This is a genomic window from Candidatus Wallbacteria bacterium, assembly GCA_028687545.1.
Taxonomy (GTDB): domain Bacteria; phylum Muiribacteriota; class JAQTZZ01; order JAQTZZ01; family JAQTZZ01; genus JAQTZZ01.
On record JAQTZZ010000045.1, the window covers coordinates 17,088 to 33,815 of the forward strand.

Annotated in this window: 11 protein-coding genes; 9 read left to right on the forward strand and 2 right to left on the reverse strand. The window is 48.1% G+C overall.

What is annotated here, in order from left to right:
- Nucleotides 1-196: 196 nt before the first annotated feature.
- The 4 genes from PHW04_14855 (at nucleotide 197) to PHW04_14870 (ending at nucleotide 5,037) form a co-directional block, all read left to right on the forward strand.
- On the forward strand, nucleotides 197-1,903 hold the full coding sequence (locus tag PHW04_14855) for an ATP-binding protein (GenBank protein ID MDD2717168.1): 1,707 nt from the start codon (nucleotides 197-199) through the stop codon (nucleotides 1,901-1,903).
- Nucleotides 1,890-3,227 carry a sigma-54 dependent transcriptional regulator gene (locus tag PHW04_14860; protein ID MDD2717169.1) on the forward strand — a complete coding sequence of 446 codons (1,338 nt, stop codon included), beginning with the start codon at nucleotides 1,890-1,892 and terminating at the stop codon, nucleotides 3,225-3,227. Before PHW04_14855 ends, PHW04_14860 begins: the two co-directional genes overlap by 14 nt.
- Nucleotides 3,228-3,450: 223 nt before the next feature.
- Entirely contained in the window at nucleotides 3,451-3,726 is a 276-nt protein-coding gene (locus PHW04_14865) for a hypothetical protein (protein ID MDD2717170.1), read from the forward strand.
- 108 nt (nucleotides 3,727-3,834) lie between these two features.
- On the forward strand, nucleotides 3,835-5,037 hold the full coding sequence (locus tag PHW04_14870) for a Glu/Leu/Phe/Val dehydrogenase (GenBank protein MDD2717171.1): 1,203 nt from the start codon (nucleotides 3,835-3,837) through the stop codon (nucleotides 5,035-5,037).
- 398 nt (nucleotides 5,038-5,435) lie between these two features.
- Here PHW04_14870 and PHW04_14875 read toward each other — a convergent pair whose 3' ends face one another.
- Both PHW04_14875 and PHW04_14880 read right to left on the reverse strand, forming a co-directional pair.
- Nucleotides 5,436-6,710, reverse strand: coding sequence for a Glu/Leu/Phe/Val dehydrogenase (locus tag PHW04_14875; protein MDD2717172.1), 1,275 nt, complete (start codon nucleotides 6,708-6,710; stop codon nucleotides 5,436-5,438).
- Between the two features lie 84 nt (nucleotides 6,711-6,794).
- On the reverse strand, nucleotides 6,795-7,694 hold the full coding sequence (locus tag PHW04_14880; GenBank protein MDD2717173.1) for an AEC family transporter: 900 nt from the start codon (nucleotides 7,692-7,694) through the stop codon (nucleotides 6,795-6,797).
- 335 nt (nucleotides 7,695-8,029) lie between these two features.
- Here PHW04_14880 and PHW04_14885 point away from each other — a divergent pair, with 335 nt between their 5' ends.
- The 5 genes from PHW04_14885 to PHW04_14905 all read left to right on the forward strand — a co-directional run.
- Nucleotides 8,030-8,953, forward strand: coding sequence for an ABC transporter substrate-binding protein (locus tag PHW04_14885; GenBank protein ID MDD2717174.1), 924 nt, complete (start codon nucleotides 8,030-8,032; stop codon nucleotides 8,951-8,953).
- Nucleotides 8,940-10,874: a SpoIIE family protein phosphatase gene (locus PHW04_14890; protein MDD2717175.1), complete on the forward strand. Its 1,935-nt coding sequence runs from the start codon at nucleotides 8,940-8,942 to the stop codon at nucleotides 10,872-10,874. The genes PHW04_14885 and PHW04_14890 overlap by 14 nt, the downstream gene beginning before the upstream one ends.
- The gene (locus PHW04_14895; protein MDD2717176.1) at nucleotides 10,874-12,565 is read left to right on the forward strand and encodes an ABC transporter substrate-binding protein; all 1,692 of its coding nucleotides are present in this window, start codon (nucleotides 10,874-10,876) and stop codon (nucleotides 12,563-12,565) included. Before PHW04_14890 ends, PHW04_14895 begins: the two co-directional genes overlap by 1 nt.
- 219 nt (nucleotides 12,566-12,784) lie before the next feature.
- Nucleotides 12,785-13,516, forward strand: coding sequence for a BON domain-containing protein (locus PHW04_14900; GenBank protein MDD2717177.1), 732 nt, complete (start codon nucleotides 12,785-12,787; stop codon nucleotides 13,514-13,516).
- A 28-nt stretch (nucleotides 13,517-13,544) separates the two neighbouring features.
- Nucleotides 13,545-16,728, forward strand: a 3,184-nt coding sequence (locus tag PHW04_14905; protein MDD2717178.1) for an Ig-like domain-containing protein, incomplete at its 3' end; no start/stop codon positions are given.

A 16,728-nucleotide genomic window follows, 5' to 3' on the forward strand; every position in this document is an offset into this window, starting at 1 on the left:
TGAACTGTCCATAAAAGTATTGGATTTTCATGGGAGTGTCAAACTCAGCAACCTCAGTAAAATGAAACCGGTTTATAATCATGAGGCACTTGCAAAACTCAATTTTCAGTGTGAAAATGATCTGTACAAACCGAGCTGAAAAGAGAGTTTGTTAGTGCCCCATATGAGCCTCTAACCTTAAGGCAAGAGGCTCATTATGATAAACTGTGATCAGGAGCAGAGGGTGAAAAAAAAAGCCCGTTTTGAAGAACTTAAAAAATCCCGCAGGCTGACCAGCGATTTCAGGAAGCTGTCCCAGCAGATCCTGCACCTTGTCAATCAGACCGGGAGCAGGAGGGAATTCATCCATGATGTGATCAGAATCCTGCTGGAATATTCAGCCTCAGACAGCATCAACTTTATTCTGCATGGAGGAGTAGTTTATGGCTGCAGGAGAAGTGAGAACAACTCTTTAGTCTGCAGCGTGAAGCATAGAGCTGATACAGAACTTTTCGAAACACCCGCTAAATTGTTTTCTATGCAGAAGTCCTCTCCATTCATAACCCGTAAAGGAAGTCTCTGGATCGGGTGCGGAACTGATGTGTTGGATGAAGATCAGAAAAACAGGCTTCAGACTTTTCTCGAAGGATTTTCTTCTGCTGTTGCAATTCCTCTCCATACACACAGAGAAAAGGGAGAATTCCTGATCATGAAAAGCAGTAAAAAATTCTTTTTTACCAGCGACGAAGTGGAACTCTATGAAGACCTGTCAAGGATTTTCGACATTGCCTATGAAAATCAGCAGTCACATTGGGAACTAAGAGAGCGCGTCAAGGAACTAACCTGCTTGTACAATATCGGGAAAATCGTAGAACGCCCGGATTCTTCATTTCACGAAATCATATCGGAAATATCGGAAATGCTGCCGCCCTCGCTGCAGTTCCCGGATATTGCATCCTGCAGGATCATTCTTGACGGCAGAGAATATAAAACTGCGGGATTCCTGGAAGAAAAAGTGAAACTCGCATCCACTATCCAGGCCAGAGGCAAACCCCGCGGCGAAATCATGGTCAGCTATTCGAGAAAAATTGCAGAAATTGATGATGCCCCGTTTCTGATTGAAGAACAGAACCTGCTCCACATGGTAGCCGAGCAGATTTCACTGATCGTGGAACAGAAGGAAGGCGAAACGATGAAGCAGAAGCTTCAGGAGCAGCTCCGCCATGCGGACAGACTTGCTACGATCGGTCAACTCGCTGCAGGTGTGGCTCATGAGATCAACGAACCTCTCAACAATATCCTGGGTTTCGCCCAGCTGATGGAAAAATCCGATCTGGCAGAGCAGACCAAGCAGGACCTGCAGAAGATCATCCAGTCTTCCCTGCATGCCCGCGAAATCGTAAAAAAACTGGTTTATTTCTCAAGACAGATGCCTCCCCGTAAAGCCTCGGTTGATTTAAACAAGATTGTGGGGGAAGGAATGTTTTTTCTGGAATCCCGTTGCGTCAGGAAGGGAATCCGGATCAACAGGGAACTCTCTCCAACACTTCCTGAAATCAATGCGGATCCCGGACAGTTGCACCAGGTGCTGGTAAATCTCGTAGTGAACGCAATTCAGGCTATGCCTGAAGGAGGGACCCTGACAATCGCCACCACTGTTTCAGGTAAAAACATCGCTCTGGCAGTGAGAGACACCGGAATCGGAATGGACGATCATGTGAAAAGCCAGCTCTTCATACCATTTTTCACTACCAAGGATGTCGATCAGGGAACCGGCCTGGGCCTGTCTGTCGTCCACGGAATCGTCAGTTCACATGGCGGGAAAATCGAGGTGGAAAGCTCCCCTGGATCAGGGTCATGCTTCACTGTCTTCCTGCCGCCAGCTCAGATAAGCAGGACAAGGAAAAAACATGAGCATCCATGACAAAATAAAAATTCTGGTAGTTGACGATGCATTGAATACTCTCGAAGTGATTCAGCGCAATCTTGTGCTCAAGGGATATCAAGTCTTCACAGCTTCGGAAGTCTCCAAAGCCATCGAACTTCTGAATTCACTGGAAGTGAATCTGGTGATTACAGACCTTAAAATGCCTAAATCGAGCGGCATGGACCTCATCAAGCATGTGCGGGAAAACTTCCGCAACACAGAAGTGATGATGATCACTGGCTATCCTTCAATCAAAGGGGCAGTAGAGGCGATCAGGTACGGTGCGGACGAATACCTGCCCAAACCATTCACAGATGAGGAACTGTATCTCGCAGTAGAGCGGGCACTGAAAAAGCTCAGGCTGCGCCAGACGGCAAAATCCGAAGAAGGAACCGACAATCATTATGGGCTGATCGGCGATTCCAGCCAGATGAAAAAAGTTTATTCAGCGATCACCAAAACCACTTCTACTAATGCTACAGTCCTGATCACAGGTGAGAGCGGTACAGGCAAGGAACTCGTCGCCAGAGCCATTCATTATCACAGCCTTCGAAGTTCGGCTCCGTTCGTACCGGTGAATTGCGGAGCAATCCCCGAGGATCTGCTGGAATCTGAACTTTTCGGTTACATGAAAGGAGCCTTTACAGGGGCCAGCGCTTCCAGGGCAGGATTTTTCCAGACTGCCGAAGGCGGGACGATTTTCCTGGATGAGATCAGTGAAACACCTCTCGCCATGCAGGTGAAGCTTTTACGTGTTTTGCAGGAGCGGGAAGTCTGCATGATCGGTTCTTCCAAGCCGATGAAGATAGACATCCGGATCATCGCAGCCACCAACAAAAATCTCACAAGTCTGATGGACTCGGGAAAATTCCGCGAAGATCTTTTCTACAGGCTGAACGTGATCACGATCGACCTGCCACCTTTGCGGGACAGGGGCGACGACATACTGCTGCTGTCCTCGCACCTTGCCGAGCGGACCTGCCGGGAACTCAATAAACAGGTGCCGGTTTTTTCAGATGGAGTGCTCTCGGCCTTGCGCAGCTATTACTGGCCCGGAAACGTCAGGGAGCTGGAGAACATGATCCTGAGGATGATAGTGATGAAGGAAGGCGATAAAATCGACACAACTGACCTCCCCCCACACATGAGATTCACCCACGCCCGTGAAATGGGGCTGGACAGAACACTTGCCGAAGTGGAAGCCGAGTATATCCGGAACGTCCTGGAAAGCGTGGACGGTAATAAAACCAGAGCCTCGGAAATATTAGGCATCAGCCGCAAGACACTTAGAGATAAATTAAAGCTTTCCGGTAAAGATTGAACCACTGGTCAGAAACTATCCGGTAACTTCCGAGCTGCCGGCCTGAGTCCTTCAGCCGGTTTTCTGCTCACATCATTTTTTGTCTAAATAAAATCATTACAACCATGCCGTTTTCATACCGTCAATCTGCATTTGAAAGAGCCTTTTTCTGATTCTGGCATGAGAAATGCGATGTCATTGTCAAACGATCGAGGGCCTTCGAGCAGATTATTTAGGGGGATTTATGTGCAAGTCACGTGAAATTGGATTGTGCTTTACCTGCACTCAAGTAAAGAAATGCTCGCTTTCAGGGAAATCAGAACCTGTTCTCTACTGTTCTGAATATGATTGCCAGGGCGCAGCCTGCGACGACAATGCGGTAGGAAGATCACAAACCGAAACGACTGCGCAGAATCGAAACGAAGTGTGTGCAGGGCTCTGCGGGAATTGCAGCAATAAAGATATCTGCATGGCTTCAAAAAAAGAAGGCGGAGTCTGGTTCTGCGAAGAATACTGTTAAGCACAGGCTGGGGTTTCATTTCTAGTTTTATCAGGAGGAATTGTGAAAAAAAGCAATCATGCCAGTCTCTATGAAAACGTAGGGAAGCAGTTTGACAAAGCTGCTGAGATGATGAATCTGAATCAAAGTTACCGTAAGATTCTCTCCACCACCAACAATGAAGTGATGTTTCATTTTCCGGTGAAGATGGATGACGGCAAAGTCGAAGTTTTCACGGGATACAGGGTGCAGCATAATAATGTCCTGGGGCCATATAAAGGAGGCCTCAGATTCCACCCTCAGGTCAATATCGACGAAGTCAGAGCCCTGGCTTCATGGATGACCTGGAAATCTGCCATCGCAGGAATCCCTTTTGGAGGGGCTAAAGGCGGAATTCAGATTGATCCAAAAAGTTACAGTATGGCTGAATTGGAACGCATCACCAGGCGCTTTACTTATGCCCTGGGAGATACCATTGGTCCTGAATACGATATTCCTGCCCCTGATGTCAACACCAATGCCCAGATCATGGCCTGGATCCTGGATACATATCTGGCGATCATGCCTCCCCATGAGCGCCAGCACTGCATCCACGTCGTGACAGGCAAGCCCATCGAGTGCGGCGGCAGCATCGGGAGAGACAAGGCCACCGGCCAGGGGGTCGTATTTCTGATCAAACAGTGGGCAGAGGACAAGAAAGTTGATCTCGGGAAATCCACTTTAATAGTCCAGGGATTCGGCAATGTGGGTTCCTGGTCAGCTAAGCTTATGAAACCGCAGGGCGCCAAGCTGCTGGCGGTTCAGGACCACACAGGCACAATCTATAATCCTGCAGGGATTGACCCGGATGACCTGGCCGGATTTGTGAAAGAAAAGGGAGGCGTGGCCGGCTATGCCAAAGCCAAGTCAATTCCAAACGAAGACTTTTTTGGAATCAAGGCGGATATTTTCATCCCTGCAGCCCTGGAGAATCAGATCACCTCGCACACCGCTCCGCAGCTTCAGGTCAAACTGGTCGCTGAAGGCGCAAACGGCCCCACGAATCCTGACGGAGATGCCGTCCTGATTCAAAAGGGCATTGATCTGATCCCGGATGTTTTATGCAACTCAGGCGGTGTGATCGTCAGTTATTTCGAATGGCTGCAGAACAAGCGAAGCGAAAGCTGGGATCTTGAGGAAGTTGACCAGAAACTTTATGACAAGATCATCACAGCCTATCAAAAGGTGAGCCAGACTGCGAAAAAACACGGCACAGACTGGAGGACTGCGGCATACATCGTGGCCCTGTCAGCCCTGGAAAAAGCCTATGACAAGAGAGGAGTATATCCGTAGAGCAAATCGTAGTTAAAGTTACGAAGGCCGTTCAGCCTCCCAGAAGAGTCCCAACTGAATGCCCCCCAAACAATCAAAGGTATTCAGCAGGAACCTTCGGAGCCAAACCCGGGTACTTTGATTACACCCCATATGTACCCGGTAATGCTCCAGACAGACGGCCGGATAAAAGAGGCGCTCTCGCGGGGCGCCTCTTTTTTTAGACGGCTGCTGAAAAACAGTCATCTGCTTCGTTGCGTTCAATCCGTCTTGTTCACCGTACATTTTGGTACGGCTCACGGCGCCGGATTTCACGCGCCTTGCATCTAACTGTTTTTGAGCAGCCTACTTGAAGCACTATTACAAAACTGTTCAAAAATGACCAGATGCAAGGCGCAGATGGTCGTTTTTCAACAGTTTTAAGCGTATACGCCGCGGGCAGTTGTCGCCTCAGCTACGCGTTTAATCGCCAGGCAGTAAGCTGCTTTTCTCATGTCTATCTTATGTTTAACTGCGAGTTCGTAGACAGCGTTAAAGCTGTTTTCCATGATCGTCACCAGCTTCTGATTGACTTCCTCTTCTGTCCAGTAGTAGTTATAGAAGTTCTGCACCCATTCGAAATAGGAGACAGTCACACCTCCGGCATTGCAGAGAATGTCCGGGATCATGAAAATACCCTTCTTGAAAAGGATCGCATCGGCATCGACTGTGGTAGGACCATTGGCGCCTTCGGCTACAATCTTCGCTTTGATTTTCGCAGCGTTCTTCTCTGTAATCTGGTTCTCCAGGGCCGCAGGAATCAGAATATCGCAATCCACTTCCAGGACGCTGCCTGAATAAGCCTTTGTTCCCGGAAATCCCTTGACCATCTTCTTGTTCTTTGCGGAGTATGCGATCAGAGCCGGAATGTCGATTCCCTTCTCGTTACAGATCGTACCTGATGCATCTGAAACAGCCACGATCTTTGCGCCGTCTTCTGAGCAGAGCTTGGCAGCGATGGAACCCACGTTGCCGAATCCCTGGACTGCAATTCTGGCACCTTTAAGGCTTATCTTTTTGACTGTGCAGGCTTTCTTGATCGAGGTATAGACGCCTCTGCCGGTGGCTTCGGGCCTGCCGAGCGAGCCGCCGAGTATGAACGGCTTTCCCGTAACAACGCCTGATACGGTCTCGCTGTGATGCATGCTGTAAGTATCCATCATCCAGGCCATTTCACGCTGTCCGCTGTTCACGTCCGGTGCAGGCACATCTTTCTTGGGGCCGATCAGATCTACGATCTCGGCAGTGTAGCGCCTGATGACGCGTTCAATCTCGCCTTCCGACATTTTTGTGGGGTCCATGATGATGCCGCCTTTTCCGCCGCCAAAGGGGATGTCGACTACGGCGCATTTCCAGGTCATGCCTGCAGCCAGAGCCTTGACTTCGGAAATATTAACGTCCGGATGAAGCCTGACGCCGCCTTTACCAGGTCCTCGGGCTATGTTGTACAGAACTCTGTACCCTGTAAAAACTTTGATCTTTCCATTATCCATTTTTACAGGGATCGAGACTTCCACAGAACGTTTGGGATGCTTCAGGACCTCCAGAAGACCGGGATCGAGTTTGAGTATTTTAGCGGATTCATCGATTACCTTCAGCGTGTTCTCGAAATAGTCCGGTACTCCACTCTTCATTGATGTCTTTTTGACTGCCATTCAAGCCTCCCTCGAATAAAATCTAATCCATTTCACAAATCATTATATTCGTTTTAGGAGTCGTTTTACAAGAAGTTCTGTGGATTAACGGCAGAGTCTATCCAGAAACAGGAGCAGCACAGGCAGGTATATGAAATAGATGAAGGATGACAGCATCACGTTCCGCACTGCTTCACGCTCAGGCAGGCCAAGCTCACGGATGATGGTGTAATTTGTCACTGCACCCGGAGTCGAGGCCAGCAGCAAGCCGATCTTCATGCAGGCCGGATCCAGGCCCACCATTTTTCCATAAAAAAGGAACAGCAGGGGAAACAGCATCAGCTTATTGAAAATGGCCATGTTCTCAAGAGCGGAAACTTTTTTCAGTTCTTTGAATGACAGATTCCCTCCGATGATGATCAGGGAAATGAAGGTCAGGGCATCCGAAATCTCACTTAAAAGAGATTGCAGAAAATCGAAATTGAATCCTGAATTTCCCAGAATTATTCCCAGTATCAGCACCCAGAGAAAGGGATTTTTCAGAGTGTTCAGGAGAATTTTCCTCAGCCCGCCTGTTTCTGGTTTCAAGATGGTAACAAGAAATATCGTGAGCGGTGAAATCAAAGAAATCACCAGGATGCCTGTCAGAAAATCCTGTTCGTTCAGGGTCAGTTTCAGGATCGGGATTCCAAAATAAACTGTATTGCCCCTGAAGGACATTATCAGGTATTGGAGAGGGATTTTGAACAAGTAAAATACCGCAAACATCAGAATGAAAGCCAGCAGCATGAAGCCGGGAATCTGCAGGATGCCGCTCGTGAATTTCACATCATTGAACAGCAGGCCCTTGAACAGTACTACTGGCATGATGTAATAAAAAGCGACCTGATTGAGGAATGCATCCACCTTCTGATTGTATTTTCCTGTCCTGTTGAAATAGTAACCCAGTGCAATGATGGAGTAGATCGGAAATATGATTTTCAAGACGGCAATCAAAGCAGACATAAAAGTAAGCTAACGGAATTGCCGGTGAATTTGCAAGTACCAGGATCTGGAAGGTTGACAGGTCAGCCGGAAAATCTGATATCATGTAATAAGTTGAGTGGCAAATCTTCCAAGTCATTCCGCTCAAAACCTTTGTGGGGTGGCCAGGTGCAACTTTTTGGCGCACTGAGCAAAGCGAAGGAGAAAAAAAGTTGCACCAGGACAGGACCCGCCACAAATCAATGCTTACGCAGAACATCCGGCTGCACACCGCCAAAATTTACCAAAGCAGAGAAATTAGATTTTATCAATTAATAGCGTTATTTGTAATTATTACCGCATCTTGGAGCCATGCCTTGGCTGCCGATCCGATCAAGGTATCTTTTCAGCCTCAATGGTATCATCAGGCTCAGTTCGCTGGGTATTATGTAGCCAAAGACACTGGTATCTATGAAAAATATGGTCTGGATGTGGACATCCTTGAAGGAAGTCCGATCTCAAATGTATCCAAATCGCTGCAGAGCGGGGAAGTGGTTTTTGCAACCCAGACTCTGACTACTGGAATCAGGGAAAAGGCATCAGGCAGAGACATAGTCTGTCTTTCCCAGATCCTGCAGAAATCATCACTGCTGATCCTGAGTAAAAAATCCAATGGAATCGGCAAAGTCAGTGATTTAAATGGCAGAAGCCTCGGTGTCTGGAACTGTGATTTCGAGATTCTGATCAATGAATTCATCAGAAAAAACAACCTTTCCATGAAGATAATCCCGATCCTCTCTACGATCAATGTTTTTCTCTACGCTGGAATTGATTCAGTGAATGCCCTTTCCTACAATGAATATCATCAGATCATCAATTCCGGTTTCGAACCTGCGGCTCTTACTGTTTTTGATTTCAATGAATTCGGACTGGATTTTCCTGAAGACGGGATTTACTGCCTGAAAAAGACCTTTGATCAAAGTTCGGAAGTCTGTACCGGATTCGCGAAAGCCTCTATTGAGGGCTGGCTTTATGCATTCGAACATCCGAAGCAGGCGGTTGATATCTGCCTGAAATACATTGAGAACATGAAGGGACCCCGCCAGCCCTCCAGCCAAGCCCAGCAAGCCTGGATGCTGCAAAAGCTCAAAGATCTGATACTTGTCAAGGACAGGTCTATGGGTAACCTTTCTGCGGAAAAATATCATCAACTGGGACTGATCATGCTTGAGCAAAAGGCGATCAATGCAATTCCTCAGTTCGAGGACTTTTATAAAGGAACCATTGATGCTCAGAAGTAAAGGCCTGGCTTTTAAACTCAGCTTCTGGCTCCTGACCGGCTGCCTGCTGCTTTTTTTTCTGCTTTTCTGGTGCAACAGCTATATCTCAGAGAAACTGATCATTAAATACATGAGGGAGAACGCCGGTAAACTTGCTGATTCGGTGTCGTTCCAGATTGAAGGGATACTGAATCCTCTGGCCAGGATTTCTGAAAACCTGGCTGTTTTTCTGGAAAATTCCGAATTGTCTGAAGATGAATTAAAGTCGATCATGAAGGAACTGCTTTCAACCAATGGTGATATCAACGGCCTCTGTGCCATGTTCGAGCCAGGGATGTTCAAAAGTGTTGTTCCCGGTTTTGCGCCTTATTTTTTCAGAGGTGAAAAGGACATTGAGTATGTCGATATTTCTGCAGATTACCAGAACGAAGCGCTTGGCGAATGGTATCAGATACCGCGGTTACTTCAGAAATCACTCTGGGTTGAACCATATTTTGATGAAGATGCCCATAATGTGATCATCAGCTCATACTCCACTCCATTTTACCGCAATCTAAATGGCCAGAGAGTATTCGCCGGAGTCGTCACAGTCGATGTATCGCTGAACTGGCTTGAGAGAATTCTGTCCGCAATCCGTATTTCCCAGTCTGGATATGGATTCTTGATTACCCGCACAGGCAGAGTCGTAACCCATCCGGATAAAAAACTCATAATGAATGAAAGCATATTCAGCGTGGCTGAGGAAAAAAACAATCCCGGCCTGCGCGAACTGGGAAAGAACATGATTGCTGGCAGGGACGGTTTTGCAAGATGCCAATGTGGATATCTGAACCGGAAAAGCTGGTATTATTATACTCCGCTGCGCTCCAATGGCTGGTCACTGGCGATAGTGATTCCTGAGGAAGAACTGCTGTCAGATCTTCGCTCGCTGAACAGGATCCTGATCATGATTGCGGTAGTCGGCATCATCGCAATGCTTCTGATGATTACCCGGATTTCGAGGAAGATAACCAGACCCCTATGTGATCTGGCGATGGCGGCCGAGAATATCGGGAAAGGGAATTTCGATGCCCAGCTTCCTGAAATTCAAGGCAACGACGAAATTGCTGTCTGCAATGAATCTTTCAAAAAAATGCAGATTACTCTGCGTGCGTATATCGAAAACCTTAAAACTACAACTGCAGCCAAAGAAAAAATTGAAAGCGATCTCAGAATCGCCCACGAAATTCAGATGGGAATGATCGCTAAGATCTTCCCGCCTTACCCTGACAGGCATGAAATAGATCTGTATGCCCTGATTGAACCTGCCAGGGAAGTAGGCGGTGACCTGTTCGATTTTTTCTTTATTGATGATGACCTTTTCTGTTTCGCGATCGGAGATGTCTCCGGCAAAGGAGTGCCTGCTTCATTATTCATGGCTGTTACGATTACACTGCTCAGAGCCAAGGGAAACAAAGGCCTGACAGCCGGCGAGATTGTCACCCAGATCAATGAGAAACTCTGCCTGAACAATGAATCTCTCATGTTCTGCACACTTTTCCTGGGTCTTTTGAATGTCCGCACCGGCGAGCTCATGTCATGCAGTGCCGGCCATAATCCACCTTATATTAAACGAAACGGTGCAGGCCTGGATTCTATTAAGTTTCCGCCTAAGTGTGCATTAGGAATTTCAGCAGATATAGAATATTCATCACATAGTGTAAAATTGAATCCTGGGGACAGAGTGGTGCTTTACACTGACGGAGTGACTGAAGCGGAAAATATGCAGGATGAGCTTTTCCATGAAAAGAGGCTTGAAAAAGTGCTGCAGAAAGAAAACGATTCAGATACCCCTGAAACCACCACCAGAAACATCCTGGCTTCTGTAAAGGAATTTGCAGCAGAAGCGGAGCAGTCAGACGATATTACGATTCTGGTTCTGCATTACAAGGGAAAGAGTTAATGCTTTTTTTCAGATGGGTGTATAACGGTGATATCGTTATTTCACGCTCAAGTTATTCTCTGATCATCTTTTTCCTGTTGCTGATGTTCCTAAATGGGTGCGGCCCTTCAGGAACACCTGCCGGTAATTTACCCGCCAGCCAGGCGTCTGACAATGCCCCAGCTTATGGGGATACTCTTGTGATAGGCACAGTTTCCGAACCGCTGACTCTCAACCCGCTTCTGGCAACTGATGTTCCCACTTCCAGGGTGATGGATCGCATCTTCGACGGCTTACTTGCTCAGGACAGTACTTTCAGATTGACAGGGGCACTGGCTGAAACCTGGGAGGTTTCAGCCGAGGGACGGGAGATAATTTTCCATCTGCGCCACGGTATATGCTGGCACGACGGTCATCCTTTCGACGCCGGAGATGTCAGATTTACATACGAGCAGCTCGTATCCCCGAAAGAATACTCCCCTAAGGCAGGAGATTTTGAGAGGATTCTGACCCTGGAAGTCTGCGACAGTTTTACCGTCAGAGTGGTTTACAGTGAGCCAAACGTGCGTAACCTGCGCTGCTGGCTGGTGAACATTGTTCCACAGCATGTTTTTTCCGGAAACAGACAAATTTCGGATTTCAACAGGCAGCCGGTCGGAACAGGCCCTTTTATCTTTTCTTCCTGGATCCCCGGGGAACAGATCGTGCTGCGCAGAAACCGGGATTATTATGCCGGATCCCCCTTTCTCGACAATATCGTATTTAAAATAATTCCTGACTCAGCCACGAATTTTGTGATGCTCAGGCGCGGCGATCTTGACCTGCTCGAACTGTCTCCTGACCAGTTTTTTCAACATGGAAGTGATGAAAGCGTAGAAAAGCAGTTCCTGCTGCAGAGGTCAGCTTCCAGCGGGCAGACATTTCTTGGTTACAACCTGAGTAATGCGCCACTGAATGACAGCAGATTACGGCAAGCCCTGACTATGGCCATTGACAGGGAGCGGATCATCGGTGAAGTGCTGCACGGATATGGCAGGCTTCTGTCCGGTCCTTTCAACCCTGGAAACTGGGCCTGTGATCCATCGATCGAGCCGATTCCATATTCTCCGGCCGGTGCGATGAAACTCTTGAAGGAAGCGGGTTTTTCAGACACAGACAAGGACGGAAAATTGGAGTATCAGAGCCGGCAATTTGTGCTTCGGATTTTGAACAAGGACGGCAGCGAAGAACGCAGGCTGGCCGCTGAACTGATCGGCGAAAACTTAGCAGCCGTAGGCATTGAATCCTGCAGAGAATATGTAACCTGGCCGGATTTCATGTCTAAACTCAGAAGCGGTGATTTCGATTCCTTCATGTTATCCAGAACTTACCCGGAAGATCCGGACATCAGCCGTTTCTGGCACTCTTCAAAGATCCCTTCCAGAGACGGAACAGGCTACAATTATTCGGGACTTCAAAACCAGGAACTTGATGAATTGCTCGATCGAGGGCAGAAGGTGCAGGAAGAATCTGACAGAAAAACAATTTGCTATGAAATACATCGTTTGTTTCACAGGGAGCAGTTCTGCACATTCCTTTTTGCTCCTGAAATCATTTTTGCGATTGACAGAAGAATCCATGGAATCGATTTCACGGGTCCTGCCTTTTTTTTCCGCGATCCTGAAAGATGGTTTGTTCCAAGTCAGATGCAGAAATACAAGAGTGCGGATTGATATCATCTTTTGACTCCTTTTCAATGTAAACTGATATCACTTTGCTTAATTGCTGTTTAGTGATCTCGCTGGCAAAACAGTCTCAATAATCAATTGCCTTGAAACACACCGTAATTTCCGGTAGGGTTACACCCCATATAAAAGCATTAAACTAGTACGTAACATATAGTTATAAATTCAAAAACTTAATCACAAAAAAGGAGAAAAAGGAAACAATTCATGAAAAACATCTCTTCCATGCTTCATTCAGAAGACGCAGAAGTTGAATCCATATTTAAGAAGACTTACGTCTATAAATTGTTTCTTAAAGGCGATCACCTCAAAATCAGCTCCAGGGAAGGAGCAGTCACCCTGTCCGGTAAAGTGCTTCATGAAGCCCACAAAATGATGGCTCAGGATACCGCTAATGCTTTGCCTGGAGTCAGAAGCGTTGACAATCGAATTGAAGTTACAGGTGAAGAGGCTCCAGTAAACTCGGACAGATGGATCGCAATTAAAGTGAAGCTGGCGCTGCTCTATCATCGCAGTGTCAGTGGTTTCAGCACTGAGGTTTTTGTGAAGGACGGGAATGTCACCCTGAAAGGTGTAGCCGGCAGCACAGCACAAAAAGATCTGACTACTGAATATGCTCTAGATATAGTCGGTGTAGAAAGCATTAATAACGAATTAAGTATTTCTAAGAATGAGATTCCAAAAGAAGATGACCGAACTTCAAATCAAATAATCGATGACGCTTCCATTACATCGCAAGTCAAAGGGACATTAAGGGTTCATCGTTCAACCAGTATCTTAAGGCCCGATGTGGAAACAGAGGAAGGCGAGGTTACTTTGACAGGTTTTGCCAAGAACCTGGCGGAAAAAGACCTGGTGACAAAACTGATTGGCGACATTCATGGCGTCAGAAGCGTGAATAACACCATGACCATCTCAAAAGGAAACAATGCTCTGTAAATTATTATTAAATCAGGAGGAACGCGCAATGAGAATCAGTAGAATCTGTTTTTTGTCAGTGCTGCCGGTAATCGTCTTATTAACCGGGTGCTTTTTGAGTTCTGAAAGCAGTAACGGGGGGATACCGGATAATACTGTGCCCTCCATGAGTTCCGCAATGGCCTCCCCTGCTGATGACGGCACCGGCGCAGCCATCAATGGTAGCATCAACGCAACTTTCAGCGAGGAAATGAACTCTGCCACTATCAATACCACAACCTTTACCTTGAAACAGGGCGCAACGACTGTTCCATGTTCTGTGACGTATGTGGGCACCACTGCTACCTTGCACCCGATAAGCAATCTAGCAGCCACAACCGTTTATACCGCGACGATCACCACTGGCGCCAGGGATCTGGCAGGCAATGCACTGGCTTCAGATGTGACATGGAACTTTACCACAGGGTCAGATGGAGACAGCACTCCGCCTACATTGAGTTCCACGGTTTCTGCAATGTATGCCCCTGCTGATTTTGACGCCGGTGTAGCCCTTAACGGGAGCATTACCGCGACCTTCAGCGAAGGAATGAATCCTGCAACGATCAACACCACGACCTTTACCTTGAAGACAGGGATAACGTCTGTTTCATGCGCTGTGAAGTATGCCGGTACAGTCGCGACTTTGACTCCGACATACAATCTCATAGCCAACACCACTTATACTGCGACTATTACCACTGGTGCCATGGATCTGGCAGGCAATGCATTTGCCGTCAACACTTCATGGAATTTTACGACAGGTACATCGCTGGACAGCACAGTCCCCACAGTCAGTTCCACAATCCCTGCCAATGCCGCTACAGCTGTGGCAGTCAATGGAAACATCACAGCCACCTTCAGCGAGGGGATGGATCCTTCTACGATCACCACCGCTACATTTACCTTGAAACAGGGGTCAACGCCTGTTCCATGCGAAGTGACCTATCTCGGCTTCATTGCAACCCTGAATCCGACCAGCGATCTGGCAGCCAACACTATCTATACAGCTATGATTACAACCGTGGCCAGGGATCTTTCAAATAATGCCATGACTGTCGTTAAGACCTGGAGCTTTACGACAGGATCAGCAGCAGACAGCACAGCTCCCACTGTAAGCTCCACAATCCCTGCCAATGCCGCTACAGCTGTGGCAGTCAACGGGAACATCACCGCGACTTTCAGCGAGGGAATGGATCCTACTACAATCACTACCACTACCTTTACCTTGAAACAGGGTTCAACACCAGTTACCTGCGAGGTGACGTATCTGGGTATAATTGCGACCCTGAACCCGACAGGCGATCTCGCAGCCAACTCTATGTTTTCTGCTACGATCACAGTTCGTGCCAAAGATCTGGCAGGCAATGCGCTGACTGTCGCAAAAACCTGGAATTTTACCACAGGTTCAGCAGCAGACAACATAGCTCCCACCGTGAGTTCCACAAGTCCCACCAATGCGGCTACAGCTGTGGCAGTCAACGGGAATATCACAGCCACCTTCAGTGAGGGAATGGATCCTGCTACGATCACTACAGCTACCTTCACCTTGAAGCAGGGTACAACACCTGTCACCTGCGAGGTGACGTATCTTGGCTACATCGCTACCCTGGCTCCGATCAGCGATCTCGCATTCAATACCACTTATACTGCGACGATCAGCACACTTGCCAAAGATCTGGCGCATAATGCACTGGCCGCCGCAAAGACCTGGAACTTTACCACAGGAATCGCGCCTGACAATACAGCGCCTACAGTAAGTTCCACAAGTCCCGCCAATGCGGCTATTGCTGTGGCAGTCAACGGGAATATCACAGCCACCTTCAGCGAGGGAATGGATCCTGCTACGATCACTACAACTACTTTTACCTTGATGCAGGGCATTACGCCAGTCACCTGCGAAGTGACATATCATGGCTACATCGCGACCCTGACCCCTGCCGGCGATCTCTCCTTTAACACTCCATATACAGCGACAATCTCCACGGCCGCCAAAGACCAGGCACACAATGCACTGGCTGTCGCAAAGACCTGGAGCTTCACCACAGGAGCAGCGCCTGACAATACTGCGCCTACAGTGAGTTCCACAAGTCCAACCAATGCTGCTACATCCGTGGCAGTCAACGGGAACGTCACCGCGACCTTCAGCGAAGGCATGGATCCTTCTACGATCACTACAACTACTTTTACCTTGCTACAGGGTACTACGCCAGTCACTTGCGAAGTGACATATCATGGCTACATCGCGACCCTGACCCCTGCCGGCGATCTAGCCTTCAACACCCCTTATACAGCAACAATCTCCACCGCTGCCAAAGACCAGGCACACAATGCACTGGCAGTCAAGAAGACCTGGAGCTTCACGACAGGTGCTGCGCCTGACAATACTGCGCCTACAGTGAGTTCCACGAGTCCTGCCAATGCGGCTATTGCTGTGGCAGTCAACGGGAATATCACAGCCACCTTCAGCGAGGGCATGGATCCTTCTACGATCACTACTGCAACCTTTATCTTGAAGCAGGGTACAACGCCTGTCACCTGCGAAGTGACCTATACCGGTACTACTGCGACCTTGAACCCGGCCAGCGATCTCGCTTTCAACACTATATATACTGCGGAGATCTCTACTGCTGCCAAGGATCAGGCACACAATGCACTGGCAGTCAAGAAGACCTGGAGCTTCACGACTGGTGCTGCGCCTGACAATACAGCGCCTACAGTGAGTTCCACAAGTCCTGCCAATGCGGCTATTGCTGTGGCAGTCAACGGGAATATCACAGCCACCTTCAGCGAGGGAATGGATCCTTCTACAATCACCACCGCAACCTTTACCTTGAAACAGGGATCAACACTTGTTACCTGTGAGGTGACGTATACGGGTACTACTGCGACCTTGAACCCGGCCAGCGATCTCGCATTCAACACCACTTATACTGCGGAGATTACTACTGCTGCCAAGGATCAGGCACACAATGCTTTGGCAGTCAAGAAGACCTGGAGCTTCACGACTGGTGCTGCGCCTGACAATACAGCGCCTACAGTGAGTTCCACGAGTCCTGCCAATGCGGCTACAGCCGTGGCAGTCAACGGGAATATCACAGCCACCTTCAGCGAGGGCATGGATCCTTCTACGATCACAACAGCTACCTTTACCTTGAAGCAGGGTACAACGCCTGTCACCTGCGAAGTGACCTACA

Coding starts and splice junctions, on each gene's coding strand:
- PHW04_14860 (MDD2717169.1), top strand. CDS start 1,890: ATGAGCATCCATGACAAAATAAAAATTCTGGTAGTTGACGATGCATTG.
- PHW04_14870 (MDD2717171.1), top strand. CDS start 3,835: ATGATGAATCTGAATCAAAGTTACCGTAAGATTCTCTCCACCACCAAC.
- PHW04_14855 (MDD2717168.1), top strand. CDS start 197: ATGATAAACTGTGATCAGGAGCAGAGGGTGAAAAAAAAAGCCCGTTTT.
- PHW04_14880 (MDD2717173.1), bottom strand. CDS start 7,694: ATGTCTGCTTTGATTGCCGTCTTGAAAATCATATTTCCGATCTACTCC.
- PHW04_14875 (MDD2717172.1), bottom strand. CDS start 6,710: ATGGCAGTCAAAAAGACATCAATGAAGAGTGGAGTACCGGACTATTTC.
- PHW04_14865 (MDD2717170.1), top strand. CDS start 3,451: ATGTGCAAGTCACGTGAAATTGGATTGTGCTTTACCTGCACTCAAGTA.
- PHW04_14900 (MDD2717177.1), top strand. CDS start 12,785: ATGAAAAACATCTCTTCCATGCTTCATTCAGAAGACGCAGAAGTTGAA.
- PHW04_14890 (MDD2717175.1), top strand. CDS start 8,940: ATGCTCAGAAGTAAAGGCCTGGCTTTTAAACTCAGCTTCTGGCTCCTG.
- PHW04_14895 (MDD2717176.1), top strand. CDS start 10,874: ATGCTTTTTTTCAGATGGGTGTATAACGGTGATATCGTTATTTCACGC.